The sequence below is a fragment of the Microbulbifer maximicatervae (SeqCode) genome (assembly GCF_056232625.1).
This window is the reverse complement of record NZ_CP174324.1, coordinates 4713254-4732275: the sequence shown is the minus strand read 5'-3', so window position 1 is coordinate 4732275 and position 19022 is coordinate 4713254. Positions and strand designations below refer to the sequence as shown.

At 47.7% G+C, this 19022-nt stretch carries 17 protein-coding genes; 12 read left to right on the top strand and 5 right to left on the bottom strand.

Annotated elements, in window-relative coordinates; genetic code table 11:
• Positions 1-45: 45 nt before the first annotated feature.
• Entirely contained in the window at positions 46-837 is a 792-nt protein-coding gene (locus ACJJI6_RS20605) for a glycerophosphodiester phosphodiesterase family protein (protein ID WP_475711925.1), read from the bottom strand.
• 163 nt (positions 838-1000) lie between these two features.
• The gene (locus tag ACJJI6_RS20600; protein ID WP_475711924.1) at positions 1001-2437 is read right to left on the bottom strand and encodes a hypothetical protein; all 1437 of its coding nucleotides are present in this window, start codon (positions 2435-2437) and stop codon (positions 1001-1003) included.
• 869 nt (positions 2438-3306) lie between these two features.
• Here ACJJI6_RS20600 and ACJJI6_RS20595 point away from each other — a divergent pair.
• From ACJJI6_RS20595 to ACJJI6_RS20545, 11 genes are all read left to right on the top strand, one after another.
• Positions 3307-3738, top strand: a complete 432-nt coding sequence (locus ACJJI6_RS20595) for a response regulator transcription factor (protein WP_282931332.1) — start codon at positions 3307-3309, stop codon at positions 3736-3738.
• Positions 3735-4163, top strand: coding sequence for a CsgE family curli-type amyloid fiber assembly protein (locus tag ACJJI6_RS20590; RefSeq protein ID WP_413663257.1), 429 nt, complete (start codon positions 3735-3737; stop codon positions 4161-4163). The genes ACJJI6_RS20595 and ACJJI6_RS20590 overlap by 4 nt, the downstream gene beginning before the upstream one ends.
• Entirely contained in the window at positions 4163-4582 is a 420-nt protein-coding gene (locus ACJJI6_RS20585; RefSeq protein WP_475711923.1) for a curli assembly protein CsgF, read from the top strand. The genes ACJJI6_RS20590 and ACJJI6_RS20585 overlap by 1 nt, the downstream gene beginning before the upstream one ends.
• 32 nt (positions 4583-4614) lie before the next feature.
• Entirely contained in the window at positions 4615-5487 is an 873-nt protein-coding gene (locus ACJJI6_RS20580; RefSeq protein ID WP_413663259.1) for a CsgG/HfaB family protein, read from the top strand.
• A 59-nt stretch (positions 5488-5546) separates the two neighbouring features.
• Positions 5547-6089 (top strand): hypothetical protein, encoded by a 543-nt coding sequence (locus tag ACJJI6_RS20575; protein WP_475711922.1) that lies wholly within the window; start codon positions 5547-5549, stop codon positions 6087-6089.
• A 468-nt stretch (positions 6090-6557) separates the two neighbouring features.
• A complete protein-coding gene (locus tag ACJJI6_RS20570; RefSeq protein ID WP_475711921.1) occupies positions 6558-7580 on the top strand; it encodes a hypothetical protein in 1023 nt (340 codons plus the stop codon).
• Between the two features lie 449 nt (positions 7581-8029).
• Positions 8030-9049: a hypothetical protein gene (locus ACJJI6_RS20565; protein WP_475711920.1), complete on the top strand. Its 1020-nt coding sequence runs from the start codon at positions 8030-8032 to the stop codon at positions 9047-9049.
• Between the two features lie 245 nt (positions 9050-9294).
• A complete protein-coding gene (locus ACJJI6_RS20560; protein ID WP_475711919.1) occupies positions 9295-10176 on the top strand; it encodes a hypothetical protein in 882 nt (293 codons plus the stop codon).
• Between the two features lie 410 nt (positions 10177-10586).
• Positions 10587-11471, top strand: coding sequence for a hypothetical protein (locus tag ACJJI6_RS20555; RefSeq protein ID WP_475711918.1), 885 nt, complete (start codon positions 10587-10589; stop codon positions 11469-11471).
• Positions 11472-11777: 306 nt separating this feature from the next.
• The gene (locus ACJJI6_RS20550; RefSeq protein WP_475711917.1) at positions 11778-12668 is read left to right on the top strand and encodes a hypothetical protein; all 891 of its coding nucleotides are present in this window, start codon (positions 11778-11780) and stop codon (positions 12666-12668) included.
• Between the two features lie 295 nt (positions 12669-12963).
• Positions 12964-13845: a hypothetical protein gene (locus tag ACJJI6_RS20545; RefSeq protein WP_475711916.1), complete on the top strand. Its 882-nt coding sequence runs from the start codon at positions 12964-12966 to the stop codon at positions 13843-13845.
• 226 nt (positions 13846-14071) lie between these two features.
• Here ACJJI6_RS20545 and ACJJI6_RS20540 read toward each other — a convergent pair whose 3' ends face one another.
• Positions 14072-14293, bottom strand: a complete 222-nt coding sequence (locus ACJJI6_RS20540) for a hypothetical protein (protein ID WP_475711915.1) — start codon at positions 14291-14293, stop codon at positions 14072-14074.
• Here ACJJI6_RS20540 and ACJJI6_RS20535 point away from each other — a divergent pair.
• The gene (locus ACJJI6_RS20535) at positions 14292-15167 is read left to right on the top strand and encodes a hypothetical protein (protein ID WP_475711914.1); all 876 of its coding nucleotides are present in this window, start codon (positions 14292-14294) and stop codon (positions 15165-15167) included. The two genes, ACJJI6_RS20540 and ACJJI6_RS20535, sit on opposite strands and share 2 nt — an antisense overlap.
• Positions 15168-15218: 51 nt before the next feature.
• Here ACJJI6_RS20535 and greA read toward each other — a convergent pair whose 3' ends face one another.
• Positions 15219-15695, bottom strand: coding sequence for a transcription elongation factor GreA (greA, locus tag ACJJI6_RS20530; protein WP_413663270.1), 477 nt, complete (start codon positions 15693-15695; stop codon positions 15219-15221).
• Positions 15696-15782: 87 nt separating this feature from the next.
• Positions 15783-19010, bottom strand: a complete 3228-nt coding sequence (gene carB, locus ACJJI6_RS20525) for a carbamoyl-phosphate synthase large subunit (protein WP_282931319.1) — start codon at positions 19008-19010, stop codon at positions 15783-15785.
• Positions 19011-19022: the final 12 nt, after the last annotated feature.

Here is a 19022-nt window from a genome sequence, read left to right as displayed (position 1 = left end):
TTGTTATTATTTCTTTCCAATATCATCGGCAACTGATTATTTAGCTCAGGCTGCCTGCTTCAATAAAGTTTCTCGCTGCTGCGCCAACATCTCCAACAGCAGGTCCGGTCGGTCCGTCACAATGCCGTGTACGCCCAGATCAATATAGCGCCGGTAATTCTCCATACCATTTACGGTCCATACCGCCAAATGGACTTTCTTCTTATTAGCGGCTCGCACCATACTTTCAGTAACTACGGGAATACCTTTTTGCTCCATCGGTAGCTGCATCGCGCTATAGCTTGGTCGCAGCAGTTTCTCTGCTCGGAGTAACTGTGCAATATAAAATACCACCGCCTCTACGGTAGGCGTGCCCGTCGCTACTTGCGGACAGAGTCGACGAAACTCATTAATCACCCCTTGGTGAAATGAGGAAACAACGACCTGCTCGCCTTTTCCACACGTTGCCAGCACATCCTTCAACACTTTTGCAGCGCGATACTGGCGGCTTTTAATCTCCAGTATCATTGGCATATCCCCCACCATTGCCAGCGCCTCTTCCAGAGTCAACACTCGCAGGGGCTTTTTTCTATAGGGGTAATGCTCTCCATCCCGAGTCCAGAGATAGGCAATATTTAACTGACGCAGCTGCTCTAAGGTTTTATCCTCTACAAACCCCGCACCATCAGAGAACATTTCCAGCTCCCTGTCGTGAATCAACACTAAATGGCCGTCGGCAGAGAGCCACAGATCCACTTCAATAGCATCCACGCCCAGTTGCACCATTTTTTCAAGGTAAATCGCCGTGTTTCCTGGGTAGAGGCCATTACCGCAGTCATTACCATGTGCGATCACCATCGGCCCCTCCCCCTGAGGAAACCACAGGGGGCAAGGTTTGCCCGGTGCAGACCGGGCATAAAGAAATAGAACGACTAGGGCAATTAAAAAGAACGACAACCAAAACATGCTTCACCACACTTATTATTTTGTCAGTTTTCAAGCTGGATAGTGTTAGCTTCGATTACGCCTCTTCCGCTAATTTGGCAACAGAGTCAGTGTCAGCAAGCACGGTATTCTTTTTGGACTCTTCTTTCCCCGCCGGTTCTTTAGCCTCACTTCCAATTCCCTGTTTCTGACGCACATATAAAGCCTGTAACCAGAGGGGAACAAAAATAACGATGTCGTAAAAACGATTAGCCAAAACACCTAAGTGCAGTGAAGCCATCGCCAAAAACCGCAGTATTATGGTCATTCCTCGCAGGGATAAGCCCACACCAATACCAATTACCGTTCGCGCTGAACGGATAAACTGCTCCAAAGGAATTGCCAGAAAAGCCAGAATCAAGGGAAGCACAAACCCAAGTCCCATCTGTGCCAGAGGAATTGGCCAAAGCTGCTCAGAACCTAATAACTGCTGTTGCAGAATCAACTCACGGGAGAAAGCCAGGTTTCCACCGACTACAGCCAAAACCAATAAGAGTGCCAAAGCCACTCCCAGCAATAACCTGCGCGTACTCTCACCGAGGGAACCTACCGCAGGAAACATTCGAGTAACCTGCAAGCATTCCATAATCAACAATCCGACAGTGATCTGCAAAAAGATAACCACTGCGGCTGAAATACTGGCGAGACTATAACTGCCAAGTGAAGCTTCAGCGCCCAGTACTGCCGCCATCGGCTGTGCCAGTAACTGGAAATTCACCATAGCACCAGCTAAAGCAACCACTAGTACCAGAGAAGCTGTCAGAAAGCGGCTGAAAGAGGATGAAGACAGCAAGTGAAGGCTTTTATCCGTTTCCTGCAAAATCTCTTCGTAGCGCTCCATATGGCCATCCAGCGCTTTGGCCCGCCGAATAACCGATTCTACATTTTTGTTAATACGTCCCAATGTCGAAAGCATTGCACGCCAACTGGGCAGCATACGTTTTAGTAATTGATGCCTCTCCCGCGTGGACTCACGATAGGACTCCAGAGCTTTGGACTCGGCCTTGCGCATAGACTGATTAATAGTATCGAGAACATCAGCTACCACTGGGTCCTCTTTACCGGGTATTTCCGAGACAGCTCGAATAGCCCTGGCCCAGTTTGACGGTTCCGGTGCTATTTCAGCACTGCGTACATAGTCTTCATCCAAGCTGCTGAGTTGTTCACAGAGCTTTCTATGTAAGGTTGGATACAGTGCCAAATCCCGCTGTACGGTTTGCTCAATACGTTCAAATTCTCTTTCAATCTGGCGCTCTGCCGTGTCCCTGCCTTCAGCAAAAAGTACTTCTCGATTGCGCTCTACCAGTCTTTGTTCTGCGGAATCAATATTGCTCGCCACAAAGCGCAACGCCCGATGGCCCAGACGCGCTATAGCATATACGGCGTGATGCACAGGCTCACGGGCCAGGAACAAAACAATCAATCCCAGGATACCCCAAAGCCAAAGTGGTAAACTTTGCATTAGTTGACTCATCTCTCCCCCCTTCATTATCAGCCCAATTGGCCTCTATCCTAACAGCTGCGGGCAGCACATTCGCCCAAAAGTTCACAATTTGTACAGGAGTATGACGACAGCTTTGCCATTGGGATCAGGCCCTAATTTTGGAAACACAGGGATAGCTGATATAGACGCAGGGCCGTTAAGGCGACCCAACAATACTGAACTATACAGGTGACATCATTAAGTTACCTGAAAACAGTTGTTCTTTTACATCAATTTAAGCTTATCCCGTTAGAAATTAAAAAAATAAACGTCTACATCGAGTAGAGAAAATCAACAATAAAGCACAATACTTGCCAAAGAAAAAAAACAGCACCATATGCGAGATACAAAATGCCAAAAAAATAAATTGAACGCATACCTTTCAAATTTCTGACTAAGTAAAACAATACATTTCCAAACTTCAAAACCGCAACCGAACCAAACTAAAAATATTCAAACCCCATAAATAAGGCACATTTTTTCCTAAGCCTTACCCCTCCTACGTCTACACTCCAAACTAAATTCTCATTGAGTGAGTGTTTTTCCCTAACACGGCAGAAACAATTTTACGCTGACTCCCACGTCGTCATGGCAGATAACGTGGGGTAATTTTGGGAACCTAAACGACAGGAGTCGATGGAAGGTCAAACTCTTATTTTAAGAGAGATCTATCTGTATCAAGGAGAGGTACGAGGTATATGCCGGTTCTTTTTTTTAGCAACTCCGGCCTTCAAGGCGATCTATTATTTTCACTGTTTTCGCAAGCTATTCCCATACCCTGGGAAAAATCTAGCATTGGAAAACAAAAAAACTGCCTGCAGCATTATCAGGCTATCGTGATAGATTGCTGGCAAATTGGTGTGAGCTCTGACTCAAAGCAGTTTCTTTCAGATCTAAAGAAGATTAGCCATGCAAAAGCTTTACTGATTAATCTCCCAGCCAACCTACCCATTCATATATCGGAAAAGTTACGCCAGAAAGGTTTTCACCTACTTTGTGATAGCAATACCAGTCAGGAAAACCTTATTCACAAATTGGATACCGCGATTCACAGTGCCGAGGGGCGACAACATATCAGCCCACAAAACTCCCTCCCTCTTACCCGCAGGGAACAGGAAATACTCGGCCAACTCACTACCGGTGAACCCAACAGTGTGATCGCAACAAAATTGCACCTTAGCGAACACACTGTGAAAAATCACATGTATAACATTTTCCGAAAAATTGGAGTTAAAAACCGGCTGCAGGCCAGTAATTGGGCCAAGCTCAATCTCCAGGAAGAGAGGATATGAGACTAACCCTGTTGATGTTGACACTGTGTGCATCCCTGGCCTTTGGCCAGGATGACACAGAGGTCCCTCCAGCAGATACCGATTCTGGAAAACTCGAAGACGAAATCAGTGGATTCAATATTGATCGAACCATAACCCGTACCGGGCACGATTTTGCCCGCTACATGAGCGAATACAGAAACCTTAATTATCCAGATGCCACTTACAACTTAACTATTTACGAAAGACCCTCAGCACGCTGGGGAAATCTCATCTGGGTTACCTATAACGACAAAATTGTTTTCAGGCGTTTTATCAGTCCAAGCACCAATAATATTCATCGCTTGGCCGATGAGGCCGCGCAATATATTCACCAGGAAGTACTGCAAGCGCGTGTTCGCAGCTCACTCACAGACACCTTTGATTTGGGTAAGGATGAATTCTAATGAAGATCAAATCATTACTGGGTACCGCTATTTTTTCTCTGGCGGCGTTCTCATATCATCACGTCTCCGCCACCGAATTAATCTATGAACCGGTAAACCCCAATTTTGGTGGCAACCCACTCAATGGTACTTACCTTCTGCAAAATGCGCAGTCACAAGATACTCACGAAGATCCGGATAAACCAGACAGCCTCTATGAACAACCCAGTGCTCTGGATAGGTTCAGCGACTCGCTGGAAACCCGCCTGCTAAACCAACTTCTAACCGATGTTGGTGATGGTAATAGTGGAGAACTGATTACAGACGACTTTATCGTACAAATCGTTGATAACGATGGTGTCCTAACAGTGCTTATCACCGACCGCAGCACCGGAGATAAAAGCGAAATCGTTGTAAGCGGGCTAAACCCGACAAACTAACGAACGTTTAAATTTCAAAGGATTCTTTGGCAATGCGTAATGCAATAAAAAAAGTGATAGCTTTGCCCATCGTAGCGACATTAATGACGCTAAGTAGTTGTTCCGCCGTCAAAGATGTGGGCGATGCACTTTTTGGTCCGGGCATCACAGATGCAATGCTCACCCCGAGGAAAAACACCTATCGGGACCTGATCAACCTTCCGCAACCGAAGGGTAAAATATTGGTGGCGGTATACGGTTTCCGCGATCAGACCGGCCAGTATAAGCCCGCACCAAACAGCAGTTTCTCTACCGCAGTCACCCAAGGTGGCGCGGCCATGCTCATGGACGTACTCAATGAGTCCGGCTGGTTTATCCCGTTGGAACGTGAAGGGCTGCAAAATCTGCTGACTGAGCGGAAGATTATCCGTGCAGGATTAACCAAGCCGGATATTCCCGTCAATAACAGTGTGCCACTTCCCACACTCGTGGCTGCAAATGTCTTATTAGAAGGCGGCATCGTTGCCTACGACCAAAATATTCAAACCGGTGGCGCAGGTGCTCGCTACTTTGGTATTGGCGCAGATGAGCAGTATCGCGTGGATCAGGTAACAGTGAACTTGCGGGCCATAGACATTCGTTCCGGACGGGTGCTCCACTCTGTATTGACTTCTAAAACTGTCTACTCCAAGGCAATCAGTGCCGATGTATTTCGCTACGTAAAATATCGGCGCCTGTTGGAATTAGAAGCTGGTACTACTTATAACGAACCCGCACAGCTTGCTATGCTTTCAGCGATGGAATCTGCTGTGATTCATTTGATCAGTGAAGGCATAGTGCACAACTCTTGGGCACTTGCCAATCCGGATGAGATCGAAAATCCGATATTGCAGTACTACCTCAATGACAGCACTGTCATTATGTAGAATCAATGACTGACAAATTAGATTTTTAAGCCCGGCTTAAAATTGGGATACCTGGAAAGATGTACCATAAATTCAGAATTATTTTTTCTGCCACCCTAGCAATGGCTGTTGTTAACCTTCCGGGTTTAGGCCATTGCTCAGACTTGGATTCCAGTAGTGAATTGGCTGTTGCGAGCGAATTAAGCGCAGCCAACCTTTACTCCGTCACAAATTTAACCGTAATCAACCAGGAAGGTGGAAACAACAACATACATACCCGACAATCAGGTAGTAACAACTACACTTCTGCTCACCAGGACGGCAATAGAAATAGTTTATCGGTCACCCAATCTGGTGAAGATAATATTGTCACATCGAGTCAGGTCGGGAATTACAACTATTCAATGTTGATACAAATAGGTTTTGAGAATTTTATAGATATCAACCAGTATGGAGTTGGCAATACTGCGGGTATATCCCAATTTGGAATACAAAATAGTGCCCATGTGGAAGAGATTGGCAGTTTTCATAACGTCAACATTTACCAAAGTGGGAATGGCCTTCACACCTCAGTCACTGTTAGCGGAACAGCCACAACAACATATATTAGCCAATATGACTAATAACAAATAATATTTCTCTGATTCCCCTTCATCTGATTAGACTTCTTTATTTTAATTCATGTAAGCTTATTAAGTGACAATAATTATTACTGCAACTTAGTAAGTTCATCAGAAATGTGATTATTTGCACCTCGCGCCGTATAAAAGAATTTTCTGACAAGCTTTATCACCCCACCTTAAAAAAAGAACTTTCTTCCTAAAGTTTCGAGACTTCTTCCCTATAGCCACAACACCCAAAGACGACAAAACTCTATTCAGCATCAAGCTGCTGTTAAAAATGATATTGCTAGATGTTTCACAAGGAATGTGAAGGTTAGAAGCAGTCGGTTTCACTCCAGATAACTCACATACGCCTGGCACAGCCGTATCGTGTCCTGAGACAAAACACTCCCAATATCTAATGGTGCTGAATTCTTTTTATTTGTAAAAAGCTGTACAGCTATATTTGACATCTCTATGGAGTTACTGATGACTAAATACACACCTATTGCCGCCAGTGTTCTTCTGGCGATCGCCAGTACCGGAGCCTTCGCAACCAACAATACCGCCATTCTCAACCAAAATGGCACTGGCAACATGGCCACGGCTGATCAGAGTGATGCCACTGTATCCAACAACCTGATCACACAAAACCAAACCGGTGACAACAACGTAGTTTATGCAGAGCAAACCAGCTTTAATGATTCCGGTGTAATTACCCAAACTCAAGTCGGGGATATGAATGACGCAGAGTCCTTCCAGAATGATTCCAGCACTGCGATTGTTACTATCACCCAAATCAACGACGGTCACTTTGCAACAACTACACAAAGTTTTGTAGATACCAGCGTTGCTACTGTCACCCAAAGTGGTAGTCCGCAAGTAGCAGCAGTAACCCAAGTTTCCAGCACAAATGATAATGCTGTAGTGACTCAGTCCGGCGACGGTAATGTAGGTAATGTTATCCAAACTAACGGTTCATTTAACACCGCAATCTTAACCCAAACAGGAACCACCAATACTGCAACTTCTACTCAAACTTCCAGTACCTCGAGCACTGTTAACGCTATTCAGGCAGGTACCACAAACTCTGTAATACACATTCAAACTATGGCCACCAACAGTACCTCTGTTTCCTTCCAGGATGGCACTTCCAACACATTCACTACATCACAGACAGCAGGTGATGGGAACTACAGCGAGGGCTTCCAAAATGGTACTACTCAGGGCTTGACCCACATTCAAGTTGGAGATGATCACTGGGCTTATACTGAGCAAGTGGGTACCACCAATATTGGCGTGATCTCCCAGACAGGCTTTGATAACTATTCTGAAGGCTACCAGGTTGGGACATTCAATAGCTTGACCGTTACCCAGCCTGGCGATTTCAATACCACTGTCGCCTCGCAGACCGGTAATAACAACGTTATTGCCGTAACCCAATCAACCGATCTCAATACGGCCACACCTACTCAAGTAGGTGATTTCAACATGGCAATTATTATTCAGTAGTTAAGGGAGTAGGCTGGCTTTAAACGCCAGCCTATTTTCAACTTGGTGGGCTAAGTGCAAGCTTCAATTATTATTACTAGCCCCTAAATTCCCATGAAACAACCATTTCATGCATTTAATGCCCCCCCCCAAATCAGCTGACACTATTTGCCATAGCTAGTTCAAAAAAGAACTTTATTCCTAAGGTTTCGGCACTTCCGTCCTATGGCTGCAACTCCAGAAGACGACAAAACTCTAATCAGCATCAAGCTGCTGTTTAAATGATATTGCTAGGTTTTACAAGGAATGTGAAGGTTATTAAGCAGTCGGGTTTATCCCTGTTTCCTCACATACTTCTGGCACGGTTGTAATATGCCTGAGGATGAGACTCTTCCAATATCAAATGATGCTGTTTTCTTTTTGTTTGTAAAAGCTGTACAGCGATATTTGACATCTATATGGAGTTACAGATGACCAAGTACACACCTATTGCCGCCAGTGTTCTTCTGGCGATCGCCAGCACCGGAGCCTTCGCATCGAACAATACCGCCATTCTCAATCAGAATGGTACTGGTAACATGGCAACCGCTGATCAGAGTGATCCGACGGTAACTAATAACCTGATCACCCAGACTCAAACTGGTGACAACAATGAGGTTTACGCAGAGCAAACCAGTAGTAATAACTTAGGAGTAATTACTCAAACTCAAGTAGGAGACTTGAACTTTGCGGAGTCTTTTCAAAATGATTCTAATGTTCCTGTCGCTACTATCACTCAAATAGATGATGGACAGATTGCTACAACGGTCCAGAGTTTTGTAGACACCAGTGTTGCAACCATTACCCAAAGTGGTGGAGCACAACTTGCAACTACCGCTCAGACCTCTAGTGCAAATGATACACTAGTTATCAATCAGTCCGGCGATGGTAATGTTGCTGCGGGAATACAAACTGCTACATCTTTAAACTCAGCGGTGATTACTCAAACAGGTACAAATGGTACTGCTTCGGCGACACAAAGTGGCACCACATCAAGTAGCATGACGATGATTCAAGCGGGAGACACCAACATAGTCGCCCATCAGCAAGTCTTGGCCAGCAACAGTACAACTTTCTCTTTCCAGGATGGCTCTTTTAACACCATCTTCTTCAGCCAGTCTGATGACGGCAACTACAGTGAAGGACTCCAGAATGGTACTTCCCAGACATTGGTACACAACCAAAGTGGTGGTGATCACTGGGCATATACAGAACAAGTGGGACTCACTAACACGGCTGTCGTCACCCAAAGTGGCTTCGACAACTTCTCCCAGGCGGCTCAGGATGGTACCTTCAATAACCTGACAGTGACTCAACCTGGTGATTTTAATAGCGCTACATCATCGCAAGTTGGCAACTTCAACTCCATAACTGTGACCCAAGTAGGTGACTTCAACGCAGCCGCTCCCGCCCAAGTGGGCGATGGCAATGTGGCAGTGATTATTCAGTAATCAAGATAAAGGCCGACTGTTAAAGTCGGCCTTTTTTAACGAAAAAAAATCATCTCACAAACTTTAATCTCAATTTATCCATACTAAGTTCTCATAGCCACCATAAGTGAACACTCTACAATAGTCCTGCATATATAGTATTGAAGAAGTAAAAATCACTATATCTATCAGATAATCTGCTTCTTCATTTCATTCAAGCTATTCAAGATCTTTTATATTCAAAATTAAAATTCCACGGAGATAAAATGATACGTCACCAATCGTTAGCCATCGGACTCTTACTGTGTATCCCAAGCTACAATGCTGTCGCATCTAATAATACCGCTACAGTTTTACAAAGCGGATTAACCAATAGTGCCACTGTGGATCAGGGCGATCCTACTGCTATTGGAAATTTAGTTACTCAAATTCAGACCGGGAACCTAAATACTGCTAATGCTGCGCAGATAACAAACAGCACCTCTAATGGAATTGATCAGGAACAACTCGGAGACAGCAACTCCATTTTTTCAACTCAAACGGCAGCTTCTAATACAACAGCGACTGTTTACCAGGACGGCGTTAGTCACAGCGTAACTACAAGCCAAACTAATACAACAACCAGCAGCGGTAGTGTTGAGCAATTCGGAACCCTTCAGTCTGCCACTATCAGCCAGGTAAATAGCGTTTCTGACAATGCCGACTTTGAGCAATTTGGCACTCAAAACCTGGCTACAGTTACCCAAGCAAATAGCGACTCAAGTACCACCATATCTTCACAATCTGGAGATTCAAATGGTGCTGGATATACGCAGACAGGTCTGGCCCACTTGATTGATGCCACTCAGATTGGTACCTCCAATACAATCAGTGCTGTACAAAGTAGTCAGCAGGGCTCAATCACCATTATGCAGGATGGTGATAACAACACCTCTTTTCATGGACAATTTGGGACATTCGCAACTGGATTATCGACTCAAATAGGCTCTATGAATATGATTAATATGAATCAAGGAGGTAGTAATAATTTGGCAACCACTTTGCAAATAGGTACAAACAACTCGCACCAGACAGGCCAGAACGGCATCAGCCAAACAGCCAATGCCACTCAAAATGGCAGTAATAATATGGGCTTTATTTTTCAATAACATCTGTTTAGTTGTTTATTAACGGGCTACTCTAACAGGTAGCCCAATCTAAACCTCACTATAACTCTACAAACCTATCGCTTAAATCCGTTTATCGTATCCCTTTACAGGCACATCCAGGTAACGCAAAAAACAACAACAAAGAAGTTTTTCCTATTTTTTAGGCACTAACTTCCCATAGCAATACTTGAGGCTTACGATAAAACTCATACCAGCATCAGGGTATTATCAGGTACTCCAGTGATAATACCTATTAGGGATAGCAATAAAACAAGGTGTGCCAAACTCCTTGCGCAATAAATGCCATACCCTATCTATGGAGTCTTTTGTCCTTCCTAGGCTTGATGCTTCACCGCAACTGAAATCATGGGGATAAGAAAAATCCACCTTACCTTCAATCGGAGATATCGATGCGAATCCATACACCAATTTCCGTGGGCATCAGTTTATGCCTTGTCGGGTCAATTGCTTATGCGGATGGAAATACAACTACCGTGGAACAAACGGGTAACAATCACCAGGTGACTGCAAACCAAGTAGATCCAACGGCAACTAACAACTTTATTGAGGTTATTCAGGCAGATGAAGCACAGGTTAGCAATAGCCTGCAAGACACTTCAACCAACTTGAGTATCATCAGGCATGAACAGGTAACGCTGGGGAATGAAGCTGACTCGACTCAAACTAATTTTTCAGATGATGCAGAGGTAAATATCTATCAGGAGGGCACTGGAAATTTCGCCTCTACTTTACAGGACAGTACTTCTTCCAGCTTTGTTGACATTTCTCAGTTCGGCTCTGCAAATGACGTCATTTTCTCTCAAACAGACAGTAGTTTCGATACAGTCAACCTCTATCAGTCTGGCTTTGATAACCAGATGTTAGTGACTCAAACTACCACCACGTTTAACAGCCTAAATGTGTCTCAAACGGGTGATCAAAATAGCGCAGATGCCGAACAAACAGGGTTTGATAATCTGTTGACCACCTCGCAAACGGGCAATCTGAATACTTACTTTTCTATACAAACGGGTGACATCCTAGTAGCAACAAGTACCCAGATAGGAGATGGTAACATTAGTACCCAGACCCAGACGGGAGATATTTTGTTGGTTTCTACGCTACAAGATGGTACTGGCAATATGTCCATCGTGGATCAAGCTGGAGCAATGCAAACTGCAAGTAGCACCCAAATAGGAACAACTAACCTTCATACTATTACCCAAAGCGTCGACAATCAAACGGCTATTGGCATTCAGAATGGCGTGTTAAACCAAGGATTTATTATGCAGTAGCGGCATATTCGTTCCGGTTGAAAGTTTTTATATTTCCAATATAGATAGAGGAAAGAATGCATTTTTCAATGCCAACTTTAATTTATGAGTCAATCACAAAGATACCCAAAGAATGGCATTCTTTCCTTACCTGATAAAAATACTGCATCAATATTTTCTTACGTAGCAGTGGTTTCAAAATTCTTCGTCTACAGTTTTCCATGTAAACGATTTCTCACATTTTGACGTTACTCACTTCACAGGTAACACAGGCAAAAGTTTTAACGACCGGATTTACCACTAGACGGTAATACACAGGAGTTAACCGTGCAGAAGATTACCGTAATTCCACTGGTATTGGCGATATCTGCCACCAGCTTGGGTTATGCTGCAGAAAATACTACATTAATCGCCCAAAGTGGCTCCAGTAACTCAGCTGTAGCGGATCAAACTGACCCAAGCGCTATCGATAATCACCTGGAGATCAGTCAGGACGGCTCTGCTCATATTGCAGAGGCCGTACAGCAAAACGAAATTGAAAGCTCAATTATCCAAATACAAGAAGGCAGTCTTAACGACGCCTATAGCCTGCAAGTGGATGGGATCGCAAATAGCGTAGAAATATTCCAGTCGGGCTCTAATAATCGTGCCAATAGTTACCAATTGGCCACACAGCATGGGCAATCAACAATACGGCAGGTGGGATCGGGTAATGAAGCAGAAATCCAACAACATCTCGGTAGCGATAATGTCTCTGTTATAGAGCAAATGGGTGAGTTGCATGGCGCCTTGATTGGTCAATACGCGAGTTTTAATTCCGATGCGTTGATATTCCAGCAAGGCTCAAGCCATGAGGCCATAATCAGCCAGGAAGGCACCGGGCACTACGCCAGTATCCAACAGATCGGCGCCGCCAACAGCGCAGATGTCGCCCAGTCCGATATGTACAACGAATTGGACCTCTATCAGGATGGCGAGGGCAACATGGCCACCATCGTGCAAGTGTCCTGGTATAACAGTGCCTACGTCACTCAAGATGGCTACTTAAATTCCGCCAATATTATGCAGGCCGGCAATGGTGGATTAGGCGGTGGCCATATGGTGATCGTTAATCAGTCTGGCAGTATGAATGACGCAACTGTGATTCAAAACGGTTTCTCCCAATCCGCCAATATTACCCAAACCGGTACCGGTAATACAGCAGTGGTTTTACAGTAACGGAGTTATTACCAGTCGGAGTAAGATCAACTTATTCCGACTGGAACCCTGAAGTAAAAGCACTCATTTCCTGATACTTATTTCCCATTAAATTGAGACTAAAGTCCTATAGAAACTTACTATATTGCCATCAACAATGAAAATAGCGGTAGTTGGGTCAATTCGCTTTTAGCGCCCTTAATAATTACTGTCCGGAATTTAATTTCCAATAGTAATTTCTCTATGTTTTCCTGCCAACGCCGCACTTTAAAACCGTAATTTTCATGCTCCTTGTTATGTAGTCGTGGAGGTATTCGTGAAAAAAGTTATTTATTCGCCGGTAGTCACATTTATCGCATTTCTTTCCGTCCATTCCGCCTTTGGGAATGACCAAACCGTAGAGCAGATACAAGTTGGTATTGGCAACAATGCCGTTGCCAACCAAAGATTTCCGCTTAATGAGGGCAACTTAATCTTGCAAGAGCAAATTGGCTTTTTTAATGACGCAACCGGCATTCAATCCATAGAAATAAACAGCACAATTTCCCAATTTCAAACCGGCCGCAATCATTTTTCCAGAGTCTCCCAATCTACAGGGAGCAACAATGCAGGACAGAGCGTACAGATTGGCTCTAATAGCAGATCGCTCACCCGGCAAGTTAACCAAATAAACGGTTTCTCCCTGCATACTCAGGATGGCCAGGGACAGGTTGCCACCACGGTACAGATTTCCGGGGCCAATAACAGCGTCAATATTGAGCAGACAGATAGAGCCAATGTCGCCGCCGTGGCACAAGTATTCAGTTTTACCGGTAATGCCTCAATCTCACAGGCAGGTTTGCTTAATTTAGGTGTCAGTGAGCAAACCGGCATCGCTCATGAATCTTCAATTACCCAGACAGGCGCACTTAACTTTTCCGAAATGGAGCAGCTGGGCACGGGAAATTCATCATCAGCTTCACAGGAAGGGTTGTTAAATTCAGCAAATTCTTTGCAAGCTGGTGTTGGCAATGCCAACCAATCAAACCAAATTGGGCTGGAAAATAACGTTTCATTTTCTCAACTAGGTCTGAATCAAATGGCCAGTAGCACCCAGATTGGCCTATTTAACCAAGTCCAAACCAGCCAGATAAGAGCGGGAGCATCCAGCAACACCCTACAGATCGGCATTTCCAACAGCAGCCATATTTCCCAGTAAATAGGCTCGCAGCAAAATTGCCAATCGAAAAATTCGACTTAAATCCCCGCGCTATTCATAGCAACAGGCAAAAGCTATAGAGAGAGAAGTTAAGCTCGGTACTGTGCAATAGCACTTTCTTCTCAAGGATTTACAACTTTTCTCCTATAGCCCCACCCCCAATTCCCAGCAAGAATATTGGGGACGGAACGAAATTTTGGACTCCTAAGCAGTATCAGGGAAGCCATCAAAATGTATCAGTCCTACTCTCCCGCTTACCTGTTTGACTGGCGGCAATGCCTGTACGGCAACGCTGCTCCCCCTCTTTACAGTGATACCTACCCCCCCGGCTAGGTGCACCTGCTGTAAAACCCTCGGCGCAGGATGACGTGCCACCCCCTTTCAGCCATTTAGGCTGGTTTTCCACCATGTGATGCTCATTGAAGTTTGTAGTAATGGAGACACTCATGAAGACTTTGACCCCTATCGCTGTAGCCCTAACCCTGGCCATCAGTGGAACCGCTTATGCGGGCGGTAACACTGCCACTCAGGACCAGAATGGCGGCCACAACAATGCCACTATCGATCAGACCGGGCCGCTGACCTGGGATAACAACGCCATGCAGGAACAGCATGGCCATAGCAATGATGCAGAGATCACTCACAGTATTGAACTCGGCAGCTATGGCTATCAGTACCAGGAAGGCGATCACCATTCAGCGGAGTTGCTGCAAAGCGGTGGTGCCGGCAACGAGTCGTTCAGCTTCCAGTCCGGCAACACCAACGTATCTGAGACCTACCAGATTGGACAGCTCGGCAGTTACTCCGCCCATCAGCAATCTGGTGACAACCACTACGCCCTCACCTATCAGTTTGCAGGTGCTGGCAACATGGTGATGATTAGCCAGATGGACAGCCACAACACGGCAACCGCCACCCAGGTTGTTAGCGTTGGTTCTGAGACCGTTATTCGCCAGAGAGGAGAACTGCACAACGCAGATACCTTCCAGAGCGGCTTTGGCCACGATGCCGGCATGCGCCAGTCCGGTGAATCCAATGATGGTGATATTCGTCAGGTAGGTGGTGATCACTACGCCCGTATGCGTCAGCGTGGCCACAACCAGGAAGCGGATATTTCCCAGGCTGGATATGACCACAGTGCACGCGCCCGTCAGAGAGGCCACCACAATGATGTGTACCTGGGACAGATCGGTTCTGGACACACCGCTTCGGCTCGCCAATCAGGGCACAATAACAATAGCCTGGTGGGACAGTTCGGCCTCTATGAAACTGCTACGGTAATGCAGTCTGGCCATGCTAACCAAAGTTACGTTTGGCAATAACAAGAAAAAAAAGGGCGGCCCATGGCCGCCCTTTTTTTAATCGCCTGTAATTTACAGGTGCTCAACCGCATCGATTTCGTACTCCACCGCACCGGAAGGTGTTTGGACCACCACCACATCACCCACTTCCTTGCCAATCAGCGCGCGGGCAATCGGAGAGTTCACCGAGATCTTGTGCTTTTTAACATCGGCCTCGTCGTCACCCACAATTTTGTATGTGACTTCCTTATCGTCATCCAGGTGAATAATCGTTACCGTAGTACCGAAAATTACCTTGTCACTGGGCTCGATGCTCTTCACATCAATGACCAGTGAGTGGGAAAGCTTGCTTTCGATTTCCTGGATACGGCCCTCGATAAAGCCCTGCTTTTCCCGCGCCGCGTGGTATTCGGCATTTTCCTTCAAATCACCGTGTTCACGCGCTTCAGCAATCGCCTGTACAACGGTAGGGCGTTCAACTTTTTTCAGATTGTCCAGCTCTGAGCGCAGCGCTTCTGCGCCTTCAACGGTCATTGGTACCCGGTTCAATGTGGGACCTCCATTATTGTTACGACGAAACCGGGCCCAGTGAGATCACGGGGCCCGGTTGGATTTCACAAGTTGGTTTTAAAGCTATTAAGACAGCTTTACGACACGCTGGTGAAGGTCTTGCAGGCGGCGAACCTGTAGCGGCTGCTCCTGACGCATGGCCATCGCCATGGCCTGAGCCGCTGCCAGGGTGGTGGTGTAACACACCCGGTGATTCTCGGCACTGCGGCGGATATCCGCAGAGTCGCGAATCGCCTGACGCCCTTCGGTGGTATTCACCACCAGCGCAATCTCGTCGTTTTTAATCATATCGACGATATGCGGGCGACCTTCACTCATCTTGTTGACGGTTGTAACGGGAATATCGTTTTCTTGCAAGACCTTGGCGGTGCCGCGGCTGGCAATTACTTCGAAGCCCAGTTCCACCAGATCGCGAGCTACGCCCACTGCGTCGGCCTTGTCGAAGTCACGCACAGAGATAAATGCGCGTCCGGACTCCGGCAGGCGATCGCCAGCGGCAACCAGGCCCTTGTCGAAAGCCTCTGCGAAGGTAGCACCTACTCCCATCACTTCGCCGGTGGACTTCATCTCGGGACCGAGAATCGGGTCCACTTTCGGGAACTTGTTGAACGGGAATACAGACTCTTTCACGGAGTAGTAGTCCGGTACAATCTCTTCGGTAAAGCCCTGCTCCTGCAGGCTGATACCCGCCTGACAGCGCGCAGCCACTTTCGCCAGTGAAGTGCCGATGCACTTGGAGACGAAAGGTACAGTACGGGAAGCGCGCGGGTTCACCTCGATCACGTAGATCTCGCCGTCCTGGTAGGCCAGCTGGGTATTCATCAGACCAACTACGCCCAGCTCGCGGGCCATGGCTTTGACTTCTTCGCGCATACGGTCCTGCACATCCGCCGGAAGGCTGTAAGGCGGCAGGGAGCAGGCGGAGTCACCGGAGTGAACACCACACTGTTCAATGTGCTGCATGATGGCGCCGATCACAACGTCCTTGCCATCGGATACCGCATCGATATCCACCTCAATGGCGGCGTTGAGGAAGTGATCCAGCAGTACCGGTGCTTCGTCAGAAACCTGTACCGCTTCTTTCATGTAGGTGAGTAGCTCGTCTTCTTTGTAGACGATCTCCATGGCGCGGCCGCCCAGTACGTATGACGGGCGCACAACCAGCGGGTAGCCCACGTCTTTCGCCGCCTGGATGGCTTCGGAGACAGAGCGCACGATGGCATTCTTCGGCTGCTTGAGGCCGAGACGCATGATCATCTGCTGGAAGCGCTCGCGGTCTTCCGCGCGGTCAATCTGCTCTGGGGTGGTACCGATAATAGGCACACCTTCGTTGGCCAGGTAGCGCGCCAGGTTCAGCGGAGTCTGGCCACCGAACTGTACGATCACGCCTTCCGGCTTCTCTTTGGCAACAATTTCCAGCACGTCTTCCAGGGTTACCGGCTCAAAGTAGAGGCGGTCGGAAGTGTCGTAGTCGGTGGAGACAGTCTCCGGGTTACAGTTGACCATGATGGTCTCATAACCGTCTTCGCGCATCGCCAGAGCGGCGTGTACGCAGCAGTAGTCGAACTCGATGCCCTGGCCGATACGGTTGGGGCCACCGCCGAGTACCATGATTTTCTTCTTGTCAGACGGCTGCGCTTCGCACTCCTCATCGTAGGTGGAGTACATGTAAGCAGTGGAGGTGCTGAACTCAGCAGCACAGGTATCTACGCGCTTATAAGACGGGAATACACCCAGCTTGTGGCGGAATTCGCGCACAGTCTTCTGGCTCACCCCCAGCAGGTCCGCCAGGCGGCGATCGGAGAAGCCTTTGCGCTTGAGGAAGCGCATATGCTCAGTGGTCAACGCCGAGGTAGGCAGAGACTTGAGCGGCTCTTCAATTTTGATCAGCTCTTCGAGCTGTACCAGGAACCAGGGGTCGATACCGGACAGGTCGTAAACTTCGCCGACGCTCATGCCCATACGGAAGGCATCGCCCACGTACCAGATGCGCTCGGCACCCGGAATGGAGAGTTCGCTGCGCAGACGAGTCTCAGCGCCGTCTTTGCTCGGATCAATTTTGCTTTCCAGGCCGAAGCTGCCCACTTCCAGGCCGCGCAAGGCTTTCTGCAGGGATTCCTGGAATGTGCGACCAATCGCCATCACTTCACCCACAGACTTCATCTGGGTGGTCAGGCGCGCATCGGCTTCACCGAATTTCTCGAAGGTGAAGCGCGGAATCTTGGTGACAACGTAATCGATGGACGGCTCGAAGGACGCCGGGGTAGCACCGCCGGTGATATCGTTTTGCAGTTCGTCCAGGGTGTAACCCACTGCCAGCTTGGCCGCGACCTTGGCGATCGGGAAACCGGTGGCCTTGGAGGCCAGGGCGGAGGAGCGGGATACGCGGGGGTTCATTTCGATCACAACCACGCGGCCAGTCTTCGGACAAACGCCGAACTGTACGTTGGAGCCGCCAGTCTCAACGCCGATCTCGCGCAGTACCGCGATAGAGGCGTTGCGCATCAGCTGGTATTCCTTGTCGGTCAGCGTCTGCGCCGGGGCAACGGTGATGGAGTCACCGGTGTGTACACCCATCGGGTCGAAGTTCTCGATGGAACATACGATGATGCAGTTGTCGTTCTTATCGCGAACCACTTCCATCTCGTACTCTTTCCAGCCGAGCAGGGATTCGTCGATCAGCAATTCGTTGGTGGGGGAGAGGTCGAGACCGCGCTTACAGATCTCTTCAAACTCCGGCCAGTTGTAGGCCACACCGCCACCGGAGCCACCCATGGTGAAGGACGGACGGATAATTACCGGGAAGCCGAACTCTTCTGGTACTTTCTTCGCCTCTTCCATGGAGTGAACGATCTTGGCGCGCGGAGTTTCCAGGCCGATCGCCTTCATCGCCTTGTCGAACAGGTCGCGGTCCTCCGCTTTCTCGATAGCGTCTTTGTCCGCACCGATCAGCTCGACATTGAATTCCTTCAGGACACCGTGCTTGTCCAGGTCCAGGGCGCAGTTCAGTGCTGTCTGGCCGCCCATGGTGGGCAGGATGGCGTCGGGGCGCTCCTGCTCGATAATCTTGGCAACGGTGCGCCACTCCACCGGCTCGATGTAGGTGGCATCGGCCATGGCCGGGTCGGTCATGATGGTGGCCGGGTTGGAGTTCACCAGGATCACCCGGTAACCCTCTTCGCGCAGCGCCTTACAGGCCTGGGCGCCGGAGTAGTCAAATTCGCACGCCTGGCCGATCACGATGGGGCCTGCGCCGATAATCAGAATGCTTTGGATATCTGTGCGTTTTGGCATCTTTCTTCCGTT

Coding starts and splice junctions, on each gene's coding strand:
- ACJJI6_RS20605 (WP_475711925.1), bottom strand. CDS start 837: ATGGTGATCGCACATGGTAATGACTGCGGTAATGGCCTCTACCCAGGA.
- ACJJI6_RS20600 (WP_475711924.1), bottom strand. CDS start 2,437: ATGAGTCAACTAATGCAAAGTTTACCACTTTGGCTTTGGGGTATCCTG.
- ACJJI6_RS20590 (WP_413663257.1), top strand. CDS start 3,735: ATGAGACTAACCCTGTTGATGTTGACACTGTGTGCATCCCTGGCCTTT.
- ACJJI6_RS20585 (WP_475711923.1), top strand. CDS start 4,163: ATGAAGATCAAATCATTACTGGGTACCGCTATTTTTTCTCTGGCGGCG.
- ACJJI6_RS20580 (WP_413663259.1), top strand. CDS start 4,615: ATGCGTAATGCAATAAAAAAAGTGATAGCTTTGCCCATCGTAGCGACA.
- ACJJI6_RS20575 (WP_475711922.1), top strand. CDS start 5,547: ATGTACCATAAATTCAGAATTATTTTTTCTGCCACCCTAGCAATGGCT.
- ACJJI6_RS20570 (WP_475711921.1), top strand. CDS start 6,558: ATGACTAAATACACACCTATTGCCGCCAGTGTTCTTCTGGCGATCGCC.
- ACJJI6_RS20565 (WP_475711920.1), top strand. CDS start 8,030: ATGACCAAGTACACACCTATTGCCGCCAGTGTTCTTCTGGCGATCGCC.
- ACJJI6_RS20560 (WP_475711919.1), top strand. CDS start 9,295: ATGATACGTCACCAATCGTTAGCCATCGGACTCTTACTGTGTATCCCA.
- ACJJI6_RS20555 (WP_475711918.1), top strand. CDS start 10,587: ATGCGAATCCATACACCAATTTCCGTGGGCATCAGTTTATGCCTTGTC.
- ACJJI6_RS20535 (WP_475711914.1), top strand. CDS start 14,292: ATGAAGACTTTGACCCCTATCGCTGTAGCCCTAACCCTGGCCATCAGT.
- ACJJI6_RS20540 (WP_475711915.1), bottom strand. CDS start 14,293: ATGAGTGTCTCCATTACTACAAACTTCAATGAGCATCACATGGTGGAA.
- carB (WP_282931319.1), bottom strand. CDS start 19,010: ATGCCAAAACGCACAGATATCCAAAGCATTCTGATTATCGGCGCAGGC.